The following is a 19,882-nucleotide window of genomic DNA, read 5'->3' as shown; positions in this document are numbered from 1 at the left end:
GGGCGGGCCGCGCAGGGGACACAACCCCTTGCCGCCCGCCCCCGCGCCATGAGATAAGCGCCGCGATCCAAATCAGCGAGCGACCCCATGGCCGACGACCTTCTCTCCGGCAACGCCGCCAGCGACGCCTATTCCGCATCCTCGATCGAGGTGCTGGAGGGGCTGGAGCCGGTGCGCAAGCGTCCCGGCATGTATATCGGCGGCACCGACGAACGCGCGCTGCATCACCTGGTCGCGGAAATCCTAGACAACTCGATGGACGAGGCCGTGGCAGGCCACGCAACGCGCATCGAGGTCGAGCTGCTGGCAGATTTCAGCGTCATCGTGCGCGACAACGGCCGCGGCATTCCCATCGATCCGCACCCCAAGTTCCCCGGCAAGTCCGCGCTGGAGGTGATCCTGTGCACGCTGCATGCGGGGGGCAAGTTCTCGGGCGACACCTATCAGACCTCGGGTGGTCTGCACGGCGTGGGTGCGTCGGTCGTGAACGCGCTGTCCGACCTGATGGTCGTGCAGGTCGCGCGCAACAAGGAGCTGTTCGAGCAGCGCTTTTCCCGCGGCATCCCGCAGGGGCCGGTCGCCAAGATCGGGGCGGCTCCGAACCGGCGCGGCACCACCGTGACCTTCCATGCCGACGAGGAGATCTTTGGCCATCACCGCTTCAAGCCCGCGCGGCTGATGAAGATGGTGAAATCCAAGGCCTACCTGTTCAGCGGCGTCGAGATCCGCTGGAAGACCGAGATCGACGACGGAGAGACCCCGCGCGAGGCCACGTTCCATTTCCCCGGCGGCCTGGCCGATTACCTGACCGAGACCCTGACCGGGACCAGCACCTATGCCGACCGCCCGTTTTCCGGCAGCATCGACTTCAACGCCAAGTTCGGCGTTCCGGGCAAGGTGGACTGGGCGATCAACTGGACGCCCGCGCGCGACGGCTTCATCCAGTCCTATTGCAACACCGTCCCCACCCCCGAGGGCGGCACCCACGAGATGGGCTTCTGGGCCGCGATCCTGAAGGGCATCCGCAGCTATGGCGAACGCGTCAGCAACAAGAAGGCGGCCCAGATCACGCGTGAGGACCTGATCATCGGCGGTTGCGCGCTGGTCAGCTGCTTCATCCGTGAACCGGAATTCGTGGGCCAGACCAAGGACCGCCTGGCCACGACCGAGGCTGCGCGCCTGGTCGAGGGCGCGGTGCGCGACCATTTCGACACCTGGTTGGCGTCGGACACCAAATCCGCGGGCGCAATCCTGGATTTCCTGGTGCTGCGCGCCGAGGAGCGTCTGCGTCGCCGCCAGGAAAAGGAGACCGCGCGCAAGACCGCCACGAAAAAGCTGCGCCTGCCCGGCAAGCTGGTCGATTGCAGCGCCACCAACCGCGACGGGACCGAACTGTTCATCGTCGAGGGCGACAGCGCCGGCGGTTCCGCCAAGATGGCCCGCGACCGCACCAAGCAGGCCCTGCTGCCCCTGCGCGGCAAGATCCTGAACGTGCTGGGCGCGGCATCGTCCAAGATGGGTGCCAACCAGGAGATCAACGACCTGTGTCAGGCGCTTGGCGTCAACATGGGCACGCGTTTCAACGTCGACGACCTGCGCTATGACAAGGTCATCATCATGACCGACGCCGATGTCGACGGCGCGCATATCGCGTCGCTGCTGATGACGTTCTTCTTCACGCAGATGCGGCCGATGATCGACAAGGGGCACCTGTATCTGGCCTGCCCGCCGCTGTACCGTCTGACGCAGGGGGCCCACCGCCTGTACGTGGCCGACGACGCCGAAAAGGATCGGATGATGGCCAAGGGCCTGGGCGGCCGTGGCAAGATCGACGTCCAGCGCTTCAAGGGTCTGGGAGAGATGGACGCCAAGGACCTCAAGGACACGACCATGAACCCCGCCACCCGCAAGCTGATCCGCGTCAGCATCGACGACGACGAAGGCGGCGAAACCGGCGATCTGGTCGAACGCCTGATGGGCAAGAAGCCCGAGCTGCGGTTCGAATACATTCAGGAAAACGCCCGCTTCGTCGAGGAACTGGACGTGTGATCCCCACGATCGGCCTGTATGTCACGGCCGCCATGGCAGAGATCGCGGGCTGTTTCGCCTTCTGGGCCTGGCTTCGGTTGGACCGGTCGGCGCTGTGGCTGGTGCCGGGCGTGGTCGCGCTGGCGCTGTTCGCTTGGGCGTTGACGCGTGTTCAGGTCGATTTCGCGGGGCGCGCCTATGCGGCCTATGGCGGCATCTATATCGCCACGTCGCTGGCATGGCTGTGGCTGGTCGAGGGTCAGACCCCCGGCAGGCTGGACCTGCTGGGGGCCGGGCTGTGCATCGTCGGGGCCGCGGTGATCCTGGCAGGCGCCCGCCCGTAGGCGGTCGGGCCTAGACCCACTTGGCCAAGGGCGGCAGGCTCATCAGGACGGCATCGGCGTTGTGGCCCGTCTCCAGCCCGAATTTCGTGCCGCGGTCATAGACCAGGTTGTATTCCGCATAGAGACCCCGGTGGATCAGCTGCGTGTCGCGGTCGGTATCGTCGAACGCCTGCGTCATCCGCGCCTCTGCCAGCGGCAGGAACGCCGGCAGGAACGCCGCGCCCACGTCACGGGTGAAGGCGAAATCCGCCTCCCAGTCCCCGGTGTTCAGGTCGTCGTAGAAGATGCCGCCGACGCCCCGCGCCCGCTTGCGATGGGGGATGAAGAAATACTCGTCCGCCCAGGCCTTGAAGCGGTCATAGTAGTCCGCCCCGTGCGGCAGGCAGGCATCGCGCAGCGTGTTGTGGAAATGCGCGGTGTCATCGGCGTATTCGATGCAGGGGTTCAGGTCTGACCCGCCGCCGAACCACCACGCCCCCGGGGTCCAGAACATGCGCGTGTTCATGTGCACGGCCGGCGCGTGCGGGTTCCGCATATGCGCGACCAGGCTGATGCCCGATGCCCAGAACCGCGGGTCATGCTCCATGCCCGGCACGCCGCGGGCGGCCATCGCGGCCTGGGCGCGGGGGGCCAGGGTGCCATGCACCTCGGACCAGTTCACGCCGACCTTCTCGAAGGCGCGGCCGCCGCGCATCACCGACATGATGCCGCCGCCGCCGTTGTCGGCGCGTTCCGTGGGCGTCACCTCGAACCGGCCCGCGGGGGCGTCGCCCGGGGCGCGGTCCTCCAGCGCCTCGAAGGCGGCGGTGATGCGGTCGCGCAGCTCGCGGAACCAAAGCGCGGCGCGGTGGCGTTGTTCATCCATGGCGGGCCTCATTCGTGATTTGCCAGCCCCAGGCATCGCGACTAGCATCGCCTGCGTCCATAAAGAGAGCCGCCATGCGCCGCAACACCGCCCTTGCCCTTTGCCTTGCACCGGTTCTGGCCCTTGCCGCCTGCGGCACGCCGCAGGAACGCTGCATCAGCCGGAACACCAGCGAATACCGCACCGTCAGCAGCCTGCTGGCCGAGGTCGAGGGCAATCTGTCGCGGGGCTATGCCTGGGACGAACGCCAAGTCGTGCGGACGCGGTTCGCGCAATGCGAACGCGTGATCCGTGATCACGAGGGCAAGGCGCAGATCAGCACCTATGGCTGCTGGCGCGATTATGTCGATGTCGAACGGTTCCGCGTGCCCATCGACCCCGCGGCCGAGACGCGCAAGCGCGACGGGCTGGTCGAGCGCCAGGCGGCCCTGACGCGCGGTGCGAATGCCGCCGTGGCCGCCTGCCGCGCCGCCTATCCCGAGGAAGCCTAAAGCACCTGTGACGTCACCGGGTCGGCCAGGCTGCGTCCGCCGTCGACGGTGACGATCTGGCCGGTGACAAAGCGCGCGCCGTCGCTGACCAGGTAATGCACCGTCTCGGCCAGTTCTTCGGCCGGGGCGATGCGGCCCAGGGGTGTGCCAGCGATGATCTGCGCCCGCTGGTCGGGATTGTCCTTCAGCGCGCATTGCAGTTCATGCGACATGACACTGCTGAAGCTGACACCGTTCACGCGGATGCGGTGCGGCGCCAAGGCCAGCGCCAGCCCGCGCGTGGCCTGTTCCTGCGCCGCACAGGCGATGGAATAGCCCAGCATCGACGGAATCGGCCGCCGCGCCGCCAGGGTCGAGATGTTGACGATCGCCCCGGTCTGGGCGCTTGACCCTTCGCCGTCGGCCTGACGGATCATGCGCTTTGCGACCATCTGCGACAGACGCAGGCTGGCCAGCATGTTCTGGCGCAGCATCTCCTCCAGCGCGTCCATGTCGGTGTCCAGCGGATCGCTGCCCCGAACGAAGCGATGGGCGTTCACCAGGATGTCGACGCGGTCGAACGCATCCAGCGTGGCCGACAGCAGGTTCGCCATCGCCAGCTTTTCCGACATGTTCCCGACGAAATGGCGCACCTGGCTTTCCTCGTCGGCATAATCCGACACCGCCGACTGCACCGCCTGTTCGTCGCCATCCGCGAACATGACCGATGCGCCGCGTTCGGCCAGGTGCCGCGCGATGGCCAGGCCCACGCCGCGCCCGGCGCCGGTGACGATGGCCGTCTTGCCCTGGATCGACAGCGTCACCGCCGTGCCCCCCGGGCCCGGACCGTGGCAGTGCCCTTGCCCGCCGCGGTCGCCTCGATCACCTTGAAGCGCGTGTCGCCCGCGATCTCGTGGACCTGGCCGAAATGCTGGGCCAGGACCGATTCGTAGGGCAGATGCCGGTTGGCCACCAGCCACAGCCGACCCGCGCTGGTCAGGATGCGCGCGGCGGTGGCGATGAAGTCGGCCCCAAGCCGGGGGTCGGCCTGTCGCCCCTCGTGGAACGGGGGGTTCATGATGACGCCGTTGACCGGCTCCCGCAGGGTGAAGTTGCGCGCGTCCGCCCAGTGGAACTGTGCCCGCGGATCGGTGACGTTGCGCTTGGCCGAGGTCAGGGCGGCGTGGTCGGCCTCGACCAGGTGCAGCTCGGCGATGCCCGGTCGGGCCAGCGCCTGCGCGGACAGCCAGCCCCATCCCGCGCCCAGGTCGACCACGCGAGTGGGCATCTTGGGCGGCAGGTTATCGGCCAGCATCCGCGACCCCGGGTCGATCCCGTCGGCCGAGAAGACGCCCGGAAGGGTCACGAAGCCCGGCTCGACCTGACGCTCGGTCGCGGTCCAGTCGGCGGGCAGGCCTGCTTCGGGCAGCGTCACCTGAAAGATCTTGCCATGGGCCTTGCTGATGACATCGCGCACCTCGGCATTGCCGCGCAGTTCCTTCAGCAGGGAATCGACGCCGTCGGTCTTCTGCCCATCGACCCAAAGGGCCGCGCCAGGCGCCAGATGCGCCGCGGCCAGCGCAAGGCGCGCGCGTGCGGCGGCCTTGGCGCGCGGCAGGCGGACGACGGCCGCGTCGAAACGGCCCTCCGGCTCCGTCCGGACATCGAATCCGCGGGCGGTCAGTCCGTCATGATCGGGGAAGTTCCCCTGAACGATGGTCAGCTGTGCGGGGTCCAGGGGGGACAGGTCATCGGCGGCAGTGGCGCCGATGAACAGCACCCGGCCCCCGGGATGGCCGTCCGGAAAGGCCAGGTCCAGTCGTGATTGGGTCACGCGATTACTCTTTTTCCATGGTGCATTGCAGGGGATGCTGCTGGCGGCGGGCCAGCTCCATCACCTGGGCGACCTTCGTCTCGGCCACCTCGTGTGAAAAGACGCCGACGACGGCCAGACCGCGGCGGTGCACGGTCAACATGATCTCGATCGCCTGGGCGTGGGTCATGTGGAACAGCCGCTCCAGCACGTGAACGACGAACTCCATCGGGGTGAAGTCGTCGTTCAGCAACAGAACCTTGTACATCGGCGGCCGCTGCGATTTCGCGCGTGGCTTGACCGCCAGATCGGATTGGTCGTCGGGATTGTCGGGTGCGGTCATCCAGTGCGTCATCGGGCTGCGGTCGTTCCTGAATGCTGAGGCGAGGGGGTGGGCGCTGTCGCCATCCCCGGAAATATAGCGCAATCGCGCCCGGATGAAAGCCCCCCGCGCGGATGCGCCGCGATCCGGGTCCGGACGGCGTCGCCTACAGTGCAGACAAAATTAGCGTGATTGCCCGGTTTCAAGGTGAAAAGAGCCGTGCTATTATAGGTTGATTAACGACGGACGTGCGACAAACGACGCGCCCGCTTGAGGCAGAGAGACAGCGACAGTGACCCGATTTACCCATGCCTTCCGGCTGCTTTGTCATGCCGTCCTGGCCGTTGCCCTGTTGGGGCTTCCGGCTGCCGCGGCACCTTTCGCGGCCTATGTGATGGACGCCCGGACCGGGCAGCCCATCTATCGCCAGAATTCGGATACGCGACTGCATCCTGCCTCGCTGACCAAGATGATGACGCTCTACATGGCGTTCTCGGCCATCGAACGCGGTCAGGTGCGGCTGGATTCGAAATTCACCGTGTCCTCCAAGGCCGCGAACGAGCCCCCCTCCAAGCTGGGCCTGCGCGCGGGTCAGCAGATCGAGCTGCGCTATCTTCTGCGCGCCGCCGCGATCAAGTCGGCCAACGATGCCGCGACCACCATCGGCGAGGGGCTGGCAGGCTCCGAACAGGCCTTCACCCAGCAGATGACCCAGATGGCGCGGGCGCTTGGCATGAACAACAGCCAGTTCCGCAACGCCCACGGCCTGACGACCGAGGGGCATTATTCGACCGCCCATGACATGAGCGTTCTGGGACGCCACCTGTTCTACGACTTCCCCCAGTACTACAACCTGTTCTCGCGCCGGTCGGCCGATGCGGGCATCGCGCAGGTCGCGTCGACGAACCGCCGCTTCCTGGATGCCTATGCCGGTGCCGACGGGATCAAGACGGGGTATACGCGGGCTGCGGGCTTCAACCTGACGGCCTCGGCACAGCGCGGCAACCGTCGCCTGATCGCCACCGTCTTCGGCGGGACGTCCACGGCGCATCGCAACCAGGTGATGACCGAGCTGCTGGACAGCAGCTTCACCCGCATTCCCGACCGCGTGCGCGAGGTCCGTCCGCAGCCTCCGCGTCTGCTGGTGCAGGCCACGACGCGCCGCGCGCAGGTCGCCGCCAGCCCTGCCGCGACCCAGGCAGAACCGCAGCGCCTGGTGCTGCAGGCATCGCCGCCCCCCGCGACCCGCCCTGCCGCCGCCGCGTCGACCCTTGTCGCCGCAGCCCCCAAGGTCGACCTGACCGAGGCGTTGCGCCTTGCCGGCGCGACCGCGGCGCCCGCCGCACCGCCGGGCGTCGCCTTGGCCAGCAGCCAGCGTCCGCGCGCCCGCCCCGGATCCGCGGCCCCCGCGGCCGACGCGATCCAGCAGGCGCTTGCCACCGCCGTCGCATCGGACGACGCACCGGCGCAGCAGGCCAGCCTTGCGGCCCCCGTGCTGGCCGGATCGGCGCGCCCTGCACCCTCGCCCCGGCGCACGGCCAGCATCGCCGCCGTCGCCCAGCCCGAGCCCGCAGCCGCGCCCGCCCCGGAACCGCAGATGCAGGCGGCCCCCGGCACCCTGTCGCTGGACAGTTCCAGGGCGCCCAAGCCGCGGTCCGAAACCGTGATCCTGGCCGCAATGGGCGAAGGCGACCTGAGCGCACCAGAGGCACTGGAAGTCGTGCGCCGTCCCACCGACAGCGGCCGCAACTGGAGCGTCAGCCTGGGCCGCTACACCTCTCAGGCAGAGGCTGACCGGCTGCTGCTGCGTCTGGCCCTGCAGGACGGCAACCTGTTCGGCGCGGCGCGCCGGCACGTCGCCAACACCAATCGCGGGTTCGAGCCGCAGTTCGGAAACCTCTCCAAGGGCCATGCCGAACTGGCCTGCGAGCGGATGCAAAGCCGGTCGCAGCCCTGCCAGGTCATCGCCAACTGACGACCCGGTCAGACTGACCTGACGCCCCCGCCCGAAAAGGCGGGGGCTTTTTCATATGCGGGTGCGACAACCTGCCCGCTATGCCGGCACGTCGCTTGCTCTATGTTATTTTCAGTAATTTCTGAAATGACGGGAACAAGCGAATGTCAGTGTCGGCCTTGCGGCAGGAGTTCATCCTGCATTTCGGTGAAATGGGATCGCGGTGGGGCATCAACCGCACCGTCGGTCAGGTCTATGCCCTGCTGTTCCTGGCGGACGAGCCGCTGTGTGCGGACGACATCGTCGCCGCCCTGGGCTTCTCCCGTTCGAACGTGTCGATGGCGCTCAAGGAGCTGCAAAGCTGGAACTTGGTGCGCCTGCGCCATCAGCAGGACGACCGGCGCGAATTCTTCACCACGCCCGACGACCTGTGGGAGATCGTGCGCACGCTGATCAACGAACGGCGCAAGCGCGAGATCGATCCCACTCTGACCAAGCTTCGCGAACTGTCGATGGCCGAACCCGACCCGTCTGACCGCGTAGCCCACGCCCGCATCGCCGAACTGCGCCAGCTGATCGAACAGATGACGCGGTTCCACGATGACCTGGCCCGGTTCGAGACCGAGCGCCTGGTCGCGCTGATGAACATGGGCGCCCGTCTTGGCCGCCTTGTCGACGGCGCGGGCAAGCTGATCCCGATCCGCCGCAGCAAACCTCAATCGACAGGCTGAACCCATGGACCCGCTGATTCTGTCGCGGATTCAATTTGCCGCGAACATCTCGTTCCACATCCTGTTCCCGACCATCACGATCGCGCTTGGGTGGGTGCTGCTGTTCTTCAAGCTGCGCTTCAACCGCACGGGCGACGAAAAATGGATGGACGCCTATCGCTTCTGGGTGAAGGTGTTTGCCCTGTCCTTCGCGCTTGGCGTCGTGTCGGGCATCACCATGTCGTTCCAGTTCGGCACCAACTGGCCCGGTTTCATGGAAAGCGTCGGCAACATCGCGGGTCCGCTTCTGGCCTATGAGGTGCTGACCGCCTTCTTCCTCGAGGCCGCCTTCCTGGGCATCATGCTCTTCGGCTTTCGTCGCGTGCCGGGCTGGCTGCACACGACCGCGACCTTCCTGGTGGCGTTCGGTACCACGCTGTCGGCCTTCTGGATCCTGGTCCTGAACAGCTGGATGCACACGCCCGCGGGCTATGAGGTGATCGACGGCGTGGTCCACGCGATCGACTGGATGGCGATCATCTTCAACCCGTCGCTGCCCTACCGCCTGACGCACATGCTGCTGGCCTCGGGGCTGACGGTGGCCTTCCTCATCGCGGGCATCTCGGCGCTGCGCTGGATCTGGGGCGACCGGGGGGACGAGGTGCGGGCCACGCTGCGCTTTGGCGCGACGCTTGGCGCGGTGCTGATCCCGCTGCAGATCTATGCCGGCGACATGCACGGCCTGAACACGCTGGAACACCAGCCCGCCAAGGTCGCCGCGATGGAGGGCAACTGGGAGACGCAGGGCAACGTGCCGCTGGTCCTCTTCGCCCTGCCCGATCAGGAGGCGCGCGAGAATCGGATGGAGATCGCCATCCCCAACGTCGCATCCCTGATCCTGACGCACAGCCTGGACGGCGAGGTGCCGGGCCTGAACGATTTCGTGGCCGCCGACGGCACCCCCGAACACCCGCCCGTGGCCCCTGTCTTCTTCAGCTTCCGGATCATGGTGGGCATGGGCATGGCGATGCTGGCGCTGTCCTGGTCTGCCTTGTGGTTCATGCGCCGCGGCCGCGGGGTCGAAGGCCTGCCGCGCCCCTGGATCTATGCCTTTGCCGCGATGGGCTTCTCGGGCTGGATCGCCACGCTTGCGGGCTGGTACGTGACCGAGATCGGGCGTCAGCCCTGGCTGGTCACGGGCGTCCTGACCACCAAGGAGGCGGTCGGCCCGGTCACCGGCGGCATGGTCGCCTCCAGCCTGGTCGCCTACCTTCTGGTCTATGCGGTCCTGATGGCGGCCTATCTGGGCACGCTGACCTATCTGGCGCGCCGCGCCGCACGCCACGACCCGCTGACCCCCGACCTGCCCACCCCCGACGCGGGCGTGCGCGCCCTGCAACCTGCGGAGTAGATCATGCACCTCTTCGGTGATCCGTTCATCTGGCTGCCCTTCGTCTTCGCGATGCTGATGGGCATTTCCATCCTGGTCTATGTCGTCCTGGACGGCTTCGACCTGGGGGTGGGCCTGCTGTTCCCCTTCGCCACCCCGTCGGAACGCGACCGCATGGTCGCCTCGATCGGTCCCTTCTGGGACGCGAACGAGACCTGGCTGGTCCTGGCCATCGGCCTGCTGTTGGTGGCCTTCCCGGTGGCGCACGGGGTGATCCTGACTGCCCTTTACCTGCCGGTGACGGTCATGCTGATCGGCCTGATCCTGCGCGGCGTCGCGTTCGAGTTCCGCGCCAAGGCCCCGACCCGTCACCGCGCCGCGTGGAACCGGGCGTTCTTCGCGGGCAGCCTGGCCTCAACCCTGGCGCAGGGGTTCATGCTGGGCCTCTATGTCACCGGGCTGCAGCTCAGCTGGACCAACATCGCGTTTGCGCTGCTGACGGCGGTGTTCCTGACGGTGGGGTTCAGCGTCATCGGTGCGACCTGGCTGATCGGCAAGGCCGAGGGCGTTCTGCAGGCCAAGGCGATCCTGTGGGCACGGCGCGGCATCTGGGGGCTGGTGGCGGGCATCGCCGCGATCTCGGCCGCATCGCCCCTGGTCAGTGCCCGCATCTGGGACAAGTGGTTCAGCTGGCCCGAATTCGCGATCCTGGCCCCCCTGCCGATCCTGTCGGTGGTGCTGATCGCGACCCTGTGGCGGGTGCTGCACGTGCTGCCGATGGAGAACGACCGCATGGCCTGGACGCCCTTCGCCCTGACCACGGCGCTGTTCGTCCTGGCCTTCGGGGGGCTGGCCTACAGCTTCTACCCCTATGTCGTCCCCGAACAGATGACGATCTATCAGGCCGCCGCCGCACCCGAGGCGCTGATCATCATCCTGGTGGGCGCGCTGATCGTCCTGCCGGTCATCATCGCCTATTCGGTGCTGGCCTACACGGTCTTCCGCGGCAAGGCGACCGAACTGACCTATTCCTGAACGAACAAGGCGGGCCGCCTGGCCCGCCTTTCCTCATCAGCCGCTGAACAGGAAGTGCAGGACGTCCCCGTCCTTGACCTCATAGGTCTTGCCCTCGACGCGCAGCTTGCCCGCCTCCCGTGCCCCGGCTTCGCCCTTGCCGGCGACATAGTCGTCATAGGCGATGGTTTCCGACCGGATGAAGCCCTTCTCGAAATCGCCATGGATCACGCCCGCCGCCTGCGGGGCCAGGGTGCCCTTGGTGATGGTCCAGGCGCGGGCCTCCTTTGGGCCCACGGTGAAATAGGTCTGCAGACCCAGCAGGCTGTATCCGGCGCGGATCAGCCGGTCCAGGCCCGGCTCCTCCAGGCCCATCTCGCCCAGGAACATCTGCGCCTCCTCGGCGTCCAGCTGGCTGATCTCCTCCTCGATCCGGGCCGAGATCACGACATGGCCCGCGCCCTGCGCATCGGCCATCTCGCGGACCTTCTCGGACAGGGCATTGCCGTTGGCGGCCTCGTCCTCGGCCACGTTGCAGACGAACAGAACCGGCTTGGCGGTCAGCAACTGCAGCATGTCCCACGCGCGGCGGTCGTCGTCGGACACGGCGATGGTGCGCGCCGGGCGGCCCTCGTTCAGCACGGCCAGCGCCTGGCGCAGCAGGCGGTCCTGATCCAGCGCGTCCTTGTCCCCGCCCTTCAGCTTGCGCGACAGGTTGGCCAGGCGACGCTCGATCGATTCCATGTCGGCGATCATCAGCTCGGTCTCGATCACGTCGGCATCGGCCAGCGGGTCGATACGGCCCTCGACATGGGTGATGTCGCCATCCTCGAAGCAGCGCAGCACATGGGCGATGGCGTCCGTCTCGCGGATGTTGGCCAGGAACTGGTTGCCCAGGCCTTCGCCCTTGCTGGCGCCCTTCACCAGGCCCGCGATGTCCACGAAGGTGATGCGCGTCGGGATGATCTGCTTGCTGCCCGCGATGGCGGCCAGGGTGTCCAGCCGCGGGTCGGGGACCGCGACCTCGCCCACGTTGGGCTCGATGGTGCAGAACGGGAAGTTCGCGGCCTGTGCGGCGGCGGTTTTCGTCAATGCGTTGAACAGCGTCGACTTGCCCACGTTCGGCAAGCCCACGATCCCCATGCGAAAGCCCATGACAGCACCCTTTCCCGTCTGAATATCCCGCGCCTGTTACGCGCCCCGCGCGGCCAAGTCCAGCCTTGGCCCGGCCCACGCCCGACCCGCGCCCGGAGATTGCACCCACCCCCCATGCGCGCTAGGGATTGTGCCAAAGAATGCAGGGACGGACATGACCAGAATCGACGACAGGTTTGCGGCGCTCAAGGCCCAGGGCAAGAAGGCCTTCGTGGCCTACATGATGGCATCCGACCCCGACGATGCGACCGCGCTGCAGATCATGCGAGGCCTGCCCGACGCGGGGGTGGACATCATCGAGCTGGGCATGCCCTTCACCGACCCGATGGCCGATGGCAGCACGATCCAGGCGGCAGGCCAGCGCGCATTGGCCCAGGGCGGCAGCGTCAGCCGCACGCTGGACATCGTGCGCGAATTCCGGCGCGACGACACCACGACGCCCATCGTGCTGATGGGCTATTACAACCCGATCTATGCCCGAAAGGGCGGCGTGACCCAGTTCCTGACGGATGCGGTCGAGGCGGGGATCGACGGCCTGATCGTCGTCGACCTGCCCCCCGAGGAGGATTCCGAACTCTGCGTGCCAGCCACGGCCGCGGGGCTGAACTTCATCCGCCTGGCGACGCCGACGACCGATGACCGCCGCCTGCCTGCGGTGGTCAGGAACATCACGGGCTTTGTCTATTACGTCAGCGTCACGGGGATCACCGGCGCGGCCGCGGCCAATGCCGCCGACGTCGCCCCCGAGGTCGCCCGCATCCGCGCCGCCGCCGGCCTGCCGGTCGTCGTGGGCTTTGGCATCTCGACCCCCGAGGCGGCCGAGGCGATCGCGTCCGTCGCCGACGGCTGCGTCGTCGGCAGCGCCATCGTCAAGCAGATCGGCGAGGGGCGCCCCGTCCCGGAAATCCTGGCCTTCGTCCGCGACCTGGCCGCGGGCGCCCACCGCGGGTGAGCCTGGCCTTCGATCACGTGGCCATCGCCGCCCGCACCCTGGACGAAGGGGCGGCGTGGCTGGCCGGCCGCGGCCTGACGCTGGAACCGGGCGGGCGCCATCCGGGCATGGGCACGCACAACCGCCTTATGTCGCTTGGGCCGGGGGAATACCTGGAACTGATCGCGCCCGATCCCGAGGCCGATGTCCGGCCCTGCTGGTTCGGGCTGGACGGGTTCGACGGCCCGCCGCGGGTGGCGGGCTGGGTGATGCGCGCGACGCCCTTCCGCGCACCCACCGGCACGCGCGTCGTGCAGGCGCGCCGCGGCGACCTGTCTTGGCAGATCACCCTGCCGCTGGCCGGCCAGATGCCGCGCGACGGGGCGCAGCCCATGCTGATCGACTGGGGTGACCGGCCGCACCCGTCCGACCGCCTGCCCGATCGCGGGGTGCGCCTGACGCGGCTGACCCTGCCGCTGGACCGGCTTGAGCTGGACGACCGCCGGCTGATGCTGACCGGGGCGGGGACACCCCTGACCGCGACGCTGGCAACCCCGGACGGAGAGGTGACGCTGTGATCCTGCGCGACGCGACCGCCGCCGATGTGCCCGCCATCGCGGCCATCTGGAACCCCATCGTCCGCGACACCGCCATCACCTTCTGGCCCGATGAACGCAGCCATGACCAGATCGCGGCCCTGATCGCAGAGCGGCAGGCGGCCGGACAGGCCTTCATCGTGGCGGCCGATGGCGACCGGCTTCTGGGCTTTTCCACCTATTCCCAGTTTCGCGGCGGGGCGGGCTATGCGCGCAGCATGGAACACACGATCCACGCGGCTCCGGATGCGCGGGGACGCGGGGTCGGCCGGGCCATGCTGACCGCCGTCCAAGACCACGCCCGCCAGCGCGGCCACCGCATCCTGATCGGCGGGATCACCGGGTCGAACGACGGCTCGATCGCCTTCCACCGGGCCATGGGCTATGCCGAATGGGGCCGCATCCCGGCGGCAGGATGGAAATTCGGGCAGTTTCACGACCTTGTGCTGATGGGGCGCGATCTTTCGGCCTAGCATGCCGCCGCGGCGGCAATGCGCCCCTATCGCTTGGCCGGTTTCGGCGCTAACCTTGGGGCATGGATTGCTGCACCACCCCCGAAACTTGCACGGGCCCCTGCCCTGACCTGCCAAGGCCCCGCAGCTTCTGGCAGCGGATGGCCGACCGCATCACCGTGTTCCTGTGGACGAATCGTCCGGCGACGCCGCCGGAACGGTCGGTCGCCTTCACCATTGCGGTGATCGCGCTTGGGGCGAAGCTGGCCAAGGTCGACGGCACCGTCGAACGCTCCGAGGTCGCGGCCTTTCGCCGGGTGTTCATCATCCCCCGCTCCGAGGAGAAGAACGCCGCCCGCGTCTTCGATCTGGCCCGCAAGGACGTGGCCGGCTTCGATGCCTGGGCGCGCAAGATGGCGTCGATGTTCCAGCCCGGCGATCCGGTCCTTCTGGATGTGATGGAGGGGCTGTTCGTCATCGCCGTGGCCGACGGTGCGCTGCAGCCGGCCGAGATCGCGTTCTTGGACGAGGTCGGTCGCATCTTCGGGCTGGCGCCCGCGCAGATCGCCGCGATCCGGCGGCGGCATGACAAGGGCGCCGGCTGCCCGCCCTGCGAGGTTCTGGGCGTCGCCCCCGACACCCCCCTGCCCGAGGTCAAGCGCCGCTGGCGCCAGCTGCTGCGCGAGAACCACCCCGACCACGCCATCGGTCGCGGCCTGCCCCCCGAAGCCATCCGCCTGGCCGAGGCCCGCACTCGTCGGCTGAACGAGGCCTGGGACAGCTATCGCAACCTCTATCGCGGCAATCTGCAGGCCGGGGCCGCCTGAACCTTGCGCGGCGGGCCGGCACTGCCCATCTCATGGCCCATGACACGCATCCTGACCCCCACCGCCCTGTGCCTTGCACTGATGTCCGCCCCCGCCTTTGCGCAAGAGGCGCCGGAGGAACCGGGGTTCCTGGAACGCGGCCTGGGCGCGATCATGGGGCAGTTGTGGGGCGAGGAGGAGCCCGGCGCCACGTCGCCCCTGGCCCAGGACCTGGCCGGCGCTCTACGCCAGATGGGCCCCGTCCTGCAGGATCTGGCGGCGCAGGTCGACGACATCCGCAACTATCAGGCGCCGGAACGTCTGCCCAACGGCGACATCCTGATCCGACGCCGCGAGGACGCGCCCGCGCCGCCCCCCTTGGGCGACACGCTGCGCCCGGACGAAGACCCCGCCACGGACCAGCCGCAGATCGCGCTTTAGCGGTTCGCGTCGGCGATCAGCGCGCGGTGGTCGCGGGCCTTGGCCACGACCTCCTCGAACCGGGTGATGCCCTTGGCCTCCAGCGCGGGGATGAGCGCCAGATAGGCCTGCGCGGTGGCGATGGTATCGCCCATCGCGGTATGCCGGGCTTCGGGCGGGATGGCGATGCCAAGACGCTCGGTCAGTGCATCTAGCGTATGAACCTCCGACTGGCCCCAGACCATCGCCGACAGCAGCACCGTGTCGAGCACCCGGTTGTCGAACCGCGTGCCGGTCTGCGCCTCGGCGCGCCGCAGAAAGCCCATGTCAAAGGGCGCGTTATGCGCGATCAGCACGCTGTCGTCGCAGAAATGCCGGAACGCCGTCAGCGCCGCGGTCAAGTCCGGAGCGTCGGCCACCATCGCGTCGGTGATGTGATGGATCGCGGTCGAGGCCGGGGGAATGGGACAGCCGGGGTTCACCAGCGTCTCGAACCGTTCCCCGGTCAGGCGGCCGCGCGCCAGGCGCAGACCGGCGATCTGGACGATCCGGTCGCGATCGGTCAGCCCCGTGGTTTCGGTGTCGAAGACCACGCAGGTCAGGTCCGCCAGCCGCGACGACGCCGCCCCCCGCGTCGCCAAGGCGAAATCATAGGTCACGCCCGATCCGTCCGCGACGCCCTGCGCCAAGGCCAGCGGCATGACCAGCCGCGCCCTTGCGCCGTCCGTTTCCGGCCAGATGCCGGTGCCGTGGCGGGCCAATATCTCCGCCCCCGTCACATCAGGCTGGCCGGGATCGGGGGCGGCGGTCAGCCAACCCTCCAGCAGGTCGATAGGCACCGGCGACCCGCGCCAATCCAGCACCAGCCGCATCTGGTCGTCAGGGTCCGGCCGGACCGACAGCACCGGGGTGTGCCCCAAGGCGCGCAGCCGGGCATCCAGCAGCAGCAGCAGCGCGTTCAGGCTGGCCGCCTCTGCACGGAACGCCAGCGGCGGCAGATCCGCCGCCTCCAGCCCCGCGGCCAGTTCCGTCAGCGCAGCCACCGTGCCGGGCGCATCGCTGGCCATGATCCTGGACAGGCTGCGTGTGGCGTTGGCCAAGCCCTGTCCTTCGGCGCGGATCGCCTGAGCCAACGCGGGCGGGATCGGCCCGTCCAGCGCGTCCAGCATCGGAACCAAGGTCGACGCATGGCGGCGCAGCGCCTCCAGCATGTCGCGGGGTGCGGGGCGCTGGACCGCGCCATCGCGCAGGATCAGCAGCAGCCCGTCGTCGATCGCGCGCAACCGACCCGACAGGCGGACACCACCGACCGTCAGGCAGGTCAGGTCCGTCGCGGCGGCCCCCGCGGCCAGCCGCATCTGTGCCGCCCGCAACGCGCCCGACGTCAAAAGCGTGTCCAGCGCACGGTCCAACGCCAGTCCCGGCAGCAGCCGCGCCGCGCTGGCGTTATAGAAGACCACCCGCCCCCGTGCGTCGGCCATGACCGCGCCCGCGCCGAAATCGGCCAGGATCGCCTCCAGGCTGGCCTTTTCGCGCAGGGTTTCGGCGGCGTGATCCTGCAGCGCCTGCGCCAGCGCCTGATCGGACCGTTCGCGCGCCAGGGCCGCGTCCCGGGCGGCCGGGCCCAGATCGGCAAGGTGACGGGCCTGCGCCAGGTCGGGAACGCGCCCGGTCCGCAACGCCCCGGCCAGCGATTCCAGCGGCCGGGCCAGGTGCCGGTCGAACAGGAACCACAGCGCGGTCATCAGCCCCAAAAGGCCAATGCCCGCGATCATTGCGGCCTGGATCACCGCATCCTGCCCGCCCTGCACCACCCGCCACAGCGCCAACCCCGCCAGGACCAGCGCCGCGACCAGCGCGGCCAGGAACAGCATCAGGATGCGCCGGCGCATCAGGACAGCAGGCGGGCCATCTCGGCACGCAACTCGGCCAGTTCGAAGGGCTTTGCGATAAAGCCGTCGGCGCCAAGCGCCAGCCCCTTGCGCCGCTCGACCACGGAACCGCGCGCGGTCATCATCAGCACCCGCACCCCCGCCAGGTCGGGATCGGCGCGCACGTCCTGGACGATCTGATACCCCGATACCTCGGGCAGCATCACGTCCAGCAGGACCAGGTCCGGCCGCGTCTGGCGGATGCGGTCCACGGCGCCGCGTCCGGTGGCGATGCGGTCATGGCGATGGCCGTCGCGGGTTAGCAGGAAATCCAGCGCGGTGGCGATGTTGTCCTCATCCTCGATGACCAGGATGTCAGCCATTGGTCCCTCCATCCGGGCAGACGGTGGCAAAGGCCGCATCATCGCCCGCGGGCATCCAGTCGGCACGTCCCGGACGGATCCGCGCGCCCGCGCAGTCGAAGTCCTGCGGCACGATCACGGTCTGGCCGCGGCGCTCCACCAGCATGATCGGCGCACGGCGCGTGCCGTCCGCGCCCTGCGTGATCTGCGCGGGGTCCAGCGCGGCAAACCGCGTCTCGACCGGGAACAGATAGGTCCAGGGCGCCCAGGGCTGGCTGTCATGTCCCACGACCAGCACCTGCGAACCGGCAGGCAGGCTGGCCTGCGCGCGGTCGAACCACGCATAGTCGTTCCACACCGAATAGGCGACCATCGACAGGCCGATGCCCGCCGGCAGCAGCCAGGCGGCGGGCGACAAGCCCAGCTTGCGCGCCAGATGCATCCCGGCATACAGCACCGCCGCCGCCCCGACCGCCGCGGCGATCACCCCGATCAGATCGCTTCCGATCCCTGTCATCCCAGCATCCCCTTGCCATGTCCCACCGCCGACTGCATTCCGCGCACGACGACGAAGGCGTCGCGCAGGTGGCTGCGTTCGAAATCCGACAGATCCGCCGGTGAGAGGTAATTGTCGGGCCTGCGCCCCGCCCTGACCAGATGCGCCTGATTCTCAAGCCGCACGGTCTGGATCATGTCGTAGGCCGCGATCAGGTCGCGCCCGCCCGTGGCCGAGATCACGCCCCGCGCCTCGGCCTCCTCCAGCCGGGCACGTGTGTTGACCGTGCCGATGCGTCCCTGCAGGGCATAGACCCGCGCCAGGTCGGTCACCGGGACCACGCCGTTGTGCTTCATGTCGATATGGTGGCGATGCTCTCCGGTCCGGATCGTGGCAAAGCCGCCGATTAGGCCAAGCGGAGGCCGATGTTTCAGTGAATTTCCAACCATATGCGCAATGAAAATCGAATTCTTCGAGGCCGCGTCCAGGGTCCCGTCCTGCAGGTCGCCCAGCAACGTGACGTCGCCGCCGATGGCGCGCAGGTCGAACATGACCGAGGCCAGCATCTGCGCCTCGGGGCTGGGATGGGTCATCCAGTCGCGAAAATAGCCCTGCCAGACGTCCAGCGGCTGACACCAGCGCGGGTTGGTCGCCATCATGTCGCCCGGGCAATGCACATAGCCGCAGGCATGCAGCCCATCGCTGACCCGCCGCGCCAAGGTGGTGAACCACGGGTCCTTCGGATCGGCGCCGGGTGCCAGGATCACGCAGTTGTCCTGATCGCTGGTGCCGGTCTGTTCCTGGCGGCCCTGGCTGCCGCAGGCGGCCCAGCACCAGGCGGCGGGCGCAGGCCCAAGGTCGGCGGCCGTCAGGTCCAGTAGGCGGCGCGTGACCGCGTCGGCGATGTCGGTGATCATGCGAGTGATGATCTCGTGCCGCTGGCGGGCCTGAACCAGCTGCGTCAGCAGTTCGGGAATGCGGGCCGTGATGGCAGCCATCTGTGCGGTGTCGCGCGCCTTGGCGACCTGTCGGATCAGCCCCGCGGCGGAAATCGCCTGGACCCGCGTCAGGTCGGTCTGGCTGATCATGCCGACGAAACGGCCGTCATCGACCACCGGCAGATGCCCGATGCGCCGTTCCAGCATGATGTTAAGCACGTCATAGCCCAAGGCCGTGGGGGCCAAGGTCACAGGGTCGGGCGTCATCACGGCGCTGACCGGCTGACGCATGTCGCGCCCTTCGGCCACGACGCGGTTCGACATGTCGCGGATGGTGACCAGCCCGATCAGGCGGCCGCCCTGGGTGATGCCCAGGCTGCTGACGCGGGCATCGCGCATCTGGCGGGCGGCCTCGATGATCGGGGTGTCGGGGGTGCAGCTGACGGGTTTGCCCGACAGCAGTTCCCCCACCTTGAGGCGGGCCAGGTCGCCCCCGCGGTCGGAGGGCCCCCTTCCCCGGTCGAAGAACCGGGCGACTGCGCGATGGTCGGCAATCAGGCGCGTCACCTCTGCCCGGGGCAACATCAGGATCACCGCCGGCCGGTCCATGACCCGCGCCGACGTGACTGCCACCCCGTCGCGCAGCAGGCCGCGTTCGCCGAAGGAATTGCGCGGCCCCAGCTGGGATACGCTGTCGCCGTTGCGGTCGGTGACCGCGACCTGGCCGCTTTCGATCAGGTACAGGCCCGGCAGGCGGTCTCCGAACTGATAGATCAGGTCGCCGGGGGCGAATGTCCTGCGGCTGAAGGAGGTGGCGACGCGCGCCAGCTCGTCCCGCTTCAGGCTGTCATAGGGATGCACGGTGGCGATGAAATCGACAATGCTGTCGGGCATCCGGGGTGACCTTGTGGGAAGGAGGGTGCCGCGCCCCCGGTCGGGGACGCG

21 protein-coding genes are annotated in these 19,882 nt (G+C 68.5%); 12 read left to right on the top strand and 9 right to left on the bottom strand.

Features of this window, described 5'->3' with window-relative positions:
• Positions 1 to 87 precede the first annotated feature (87 nt).
• Together parE and PRL19_RS12255 are read left to right on the top strand one after the other, a co-directional pair.
• A complete protein-coding gene (parE, locus tag PRL19_RS12260) occupies positions 88 to 2,049 on the top strand; it encodes a DNA topoisomerase IV subunit B (protein ID WP_127898368.1) in 1,962 nt (653 codons plus the stop codon).
• Positions 2,046 to 2,372 carry a YnfA family protein gene (locus PRL19_RS12255; RefSeq protein ID WP_369799393.1) on the top strand — a complete coding sequence of 109 codons (327 nt, stop codon included), beginning with the start codon at positions 2,046 to 2,048 and terminating at the stop codon, positions 2,370 to 2,372. The genes parE and PRL19_RS12255 overlap by 4 nt, the downstream gene beginning before the upstream one ends.
• Before the next feature lie 10 nt (positions 2,373 to 2,382).
• Here the strand turns inward: PRL19_RS12255 and hemF are convergent, their stop codons facing one another.
• Positions 2,383 to 3,249 carry an oxygen-dependent coproporphyrinogen oxidase gene (gene hemF, locus PRL19_RS12250; protein ID WP_273743139.1) on the bottom strand — a complete coding sequence of 289 codons (867 nt, stop codon included), beginning with the start codon at positions 3,247 to 3,249 and terminating at the stop codon, positions 2,383 to 2,385.
• A 62-nt stretch (positions 3,250 to 3,311) separates the two neighbouring features.
• On the opposite strand from hemF, the gene PRL19_RS12245 reads away from it, so the two are divergent.
• On the top strand, positions 3,312 to 3,728 hold the full coding sequence (locus tag PRL19_RS12245; RefSeq protein WP_127898366.1) for a hypothetical protein: 417 nt from the start codon (positions 3,312 to 3,314) through the stop codon (positions 3,726 to 3,728).
• Here PRL19_RS12245 and PRL19_RS12240 read toward each other — a convergent pair.
• The 3 genes from PRL19_RS12240 to clpS are packed head-to-tail and all read right to left on the bottom strand — an operon-like array spanning position 3,725 to position 5,863.
• A complete protein-coding gene (locus tag PRL19_RS12240; RefSeq protein ID WP_273743138.1) occupies positions 3,725 to 4,531 on the bottom strand; it encodes an SDR family NAD(P)-dependent oxidoreductase in 807 nt (268 codons plus the stop codon). The genes PRL19_RS12245 and PRL19_RS12240 overlap by 4 nt on opposite strands.
• Entirely contained in the window at positions 4,528 to 5,541 is a 1,014-nt protein-coding gene (locus tag PRL19_RS12235) for a class I SAM-dependent methyltransferase (RefSeq protein ID WP_273743137.1), read from the bottom strand. Before PRL19_RS12235 ends, PRL19_RS12240 begins: the two co-directional genes overlap by 4 nt.
• 4 nt (positions 5,542 to 5,545) lie before the next feature.
• Positions 5,546 to 5,863, bottom strand: coding sequence for an ATP-dependent Clp protease adapter ClpS (gene clpS / locus PRL19_RS12230; protein WP_045980873.1), 318 nt, complete (start codon positions 5,861 to 5,863; stop codon positions 5,546 to 5,548).
• Between the two features lie 271 nt (positions 5,864 to 6,134).
• On the opposite strand from clpS, the gene PRL19_RS12225 reads away from it, so the two are divergent.
• From PRL19_RS12225 to PRL19_RS12210, 4 genes are all read left to right on the top strand, one after another.
• Positions 6,135 to 7,817 (top strand): D-alanyl-D-alanine carboxypeptidase family protein, encoded by a 1,683-nt coding sequence (locus PRL19_RS12225; protein WP_273743136.1) that lies wholly within the window; start codon positions 6,135 to 6,137, stop codon positions 7,815 to 7,817.
• 143 nt (positions 7,818 to 7,960) lie between these two features.
• Positions 7,961 to 8,527 carry a GbsR/MarR family transcriptional regulator gene (locus tag PRL19_RS12220; RefSeq protein WP_273743135.1) on the top strand — a complete coding sequence of 189 codons (567 nt, stop codon included), beginning with the start codon at positions 7,961 to 7,963 and terminating at the stop codon, positions 8,525 to 8,527.
• Positions 8,528 to 8,531: 4 nt separating this feature from the next.
• On the top strand, positions 8,532 to 9,917 hold the full coding sequence (locus tag PRL19_RS12215; protein WP_273743133.1) for a cytochrome ubiquinol oxidase subunit I: 1,386 nt from the start codon (positions 8,532 to 8,534) through the stop codon (positions 9,915 to 9,917).
• 3 nt (positions 9,918 to 9,920) lie between these two features.
• A complete protein-coding gene (locus PRL19_RS12210; RefSeq protein WP_194885401.1) occupies positions 9,921 to 10,931 on the top strand; it encodes a cytochrome d ubiquinol oxidase subunit II in 1,011 nt (336 codons plus the stop codon).
• Between the two features lie 36 nt (positions 10,932 to 10,967).
• On the opposite strand, the gene ychF is transcribed toward PRL19_RS12210, so the two are convergent.
• Positions 10,968 to 12,065 carry a redox-regulated ATPase YchF gene (gene ychF, locus PRL19_RS12205; protein WP_273743132.1) on the bottom strand — a complete coding sequence of 366 codons (1,098 nt, stop codon included), beginning with the start codon at positions 12,063 to 12,065 and terminating at the stop codon, positions 10,968 to 10,970.
• 154 nt (positions 12,066 to 12,219) lie between these two features.
• On the opposite strand from ychF, the gene trpA reads away from it, so the two are divergent.
• From trpA to PRL19_RS12180, 5 genes are all read left to right on the top strand, one after another.
• Positions 12,220 to 13,017, top strand: coding sequence for a tryptophan synthase subunit alpha (gene trpA / locus PRL19_RS12200; protein WP_045983790.1), 798 nt, complete (start codon positions 12,220 to 12,222; stop codon positions 13,015 to 13,017).
• Positions 13,014 to 13,574 (top strand): VOC family protein, encoded by a 561-nt coding sequence (locus PRL19_RS12195; protein WP_273743131.1) that lies wholly within the window; start codon positions 13,014 to 13,016, stop codon positions 13,572 to 13,574. The genes trpA and PRL19_RS12195 overlap by 4 nt, the downstream gene beginning before the upstream one ends.
• Positions 13,571 to 14,065, top strand: a complete 495-nt coding sequence (locus PRL19_RS12190) for a GNAT family N-acetyltransferase (RefSeq protein ID WP_273743130.1) — start codon at positions 13,571 to 13,573, stop codon at positions 14,063 to 14,065. Before PRL19_RS12195 ends, PRL19_RS12190 begins: the two co-directional genes overlap by 4 nt.
• 140 nt (positions 14,066 to 14,205) lie before the next feature.
• The gene (locus tag PRL19_RS12185) at positions 14,206 to 14,871 is read left to right on the top strand and encodes a molecular chaperone DjiA (RefSeq protein WP_045999326.1); all 666 of its coding nucleotides are present in this window, start codon (positions 14,206 to 14,208) and stop codon (positions 14,869 to 14,871) included.
• 39 nt (positions 14,872 to 14,910) lie between these two features.
• Entirely contained in the window at positions 14,911 to 15,291 is a 381-nt protein-coding gene (locus PRL19_RS12180; protein ID WP_273743129.1) for an AAA+ family ATPase, read from the top strand.
• Here the strand turns inward: PRL19_RS12180 and PRL19_RS12175 are convergent.
• Genes PRL19_RS12175 through PRL19_RS12160 form a run of 4 tightly spaced genes read right to left on the bottom strand, consistent with a single transcriptional unit; the run spans position 15,288 to position 19,831 of the window.
• A complete protein-coding gene (locus PRL19_RS12175) occupies positions 15,288 to 17,162 on the bottom strand; it encodes a 3'-5' exonuclease (RefSeq protein ID WP_273743128.1) in 1,875 nt (624 codons plus the stop codon). The two genes, PRL19_RS12180 and PRL19_RS12175, sit on opposite strands and share 4 nt — an antisense overlap.
• Positions 17,162 to 17,524 carry a response regulator transcription factor gene (locus tag PRL19_RS12170; RefSeq protein ID WP_042244394.1) on the bottom strand — a complete coding sequence of 121 codons (363 nt, stop codon included), beginning with the start codon at positions 17,522 to 17,524 and terminating at the stop codon, positions 17,162 to 17,164. The genes PRL19_RS12175 and PRL19_RS12170 overlap by 1 nt, the downstream gene beginning before the upstream one ends.
• Positions 17,517 to 18,020, bottom strand: a complete 504-nt coding sequence (locus PRL19_RS12165; RefSeq protein ID WP_127898357.1) for a hypothetical protein — start codon at positions 18,018 to 18,020, stop codon at positions 17,517 to 17,519. The genes PRL19_RS12170 and PRL19_RS12165 overlap by 8 nt, the downstream gene beginning before the upstream one ends.
• Complete coding sequence (locus PRL19_RS12160; protein ID WP_273743127.1) at positions 18,017 to 19,831, bottom strand: DUF294 nucleotidyltransferase-like domain-containing protein; 1,815 nt, start codon at positions 19,829 to 19,831, stop codon at positions 18,017 to 18,019. Before PRL19_RS12160 ends, PRL19_RS12165 begins: the two co-directional genes overlap by 4 nt.
• Positions 19,832 to 19,882 lie beyond the last annotated feature (51 nt).

The organism is Paracoccus marcusii (genome assembly GCF_028621715.1).
GTDB lineage: Bacteria > Pseudomonadota > Alphaproteobacteria > Rhodobacterales > Rhodobacteraceae > Paracoccus > Paracoccus marcusii.
Note: the sequence above shows the minus strand (reverse complement) of the source record. Positions and strands in the feature narration are given on the sequence as shown.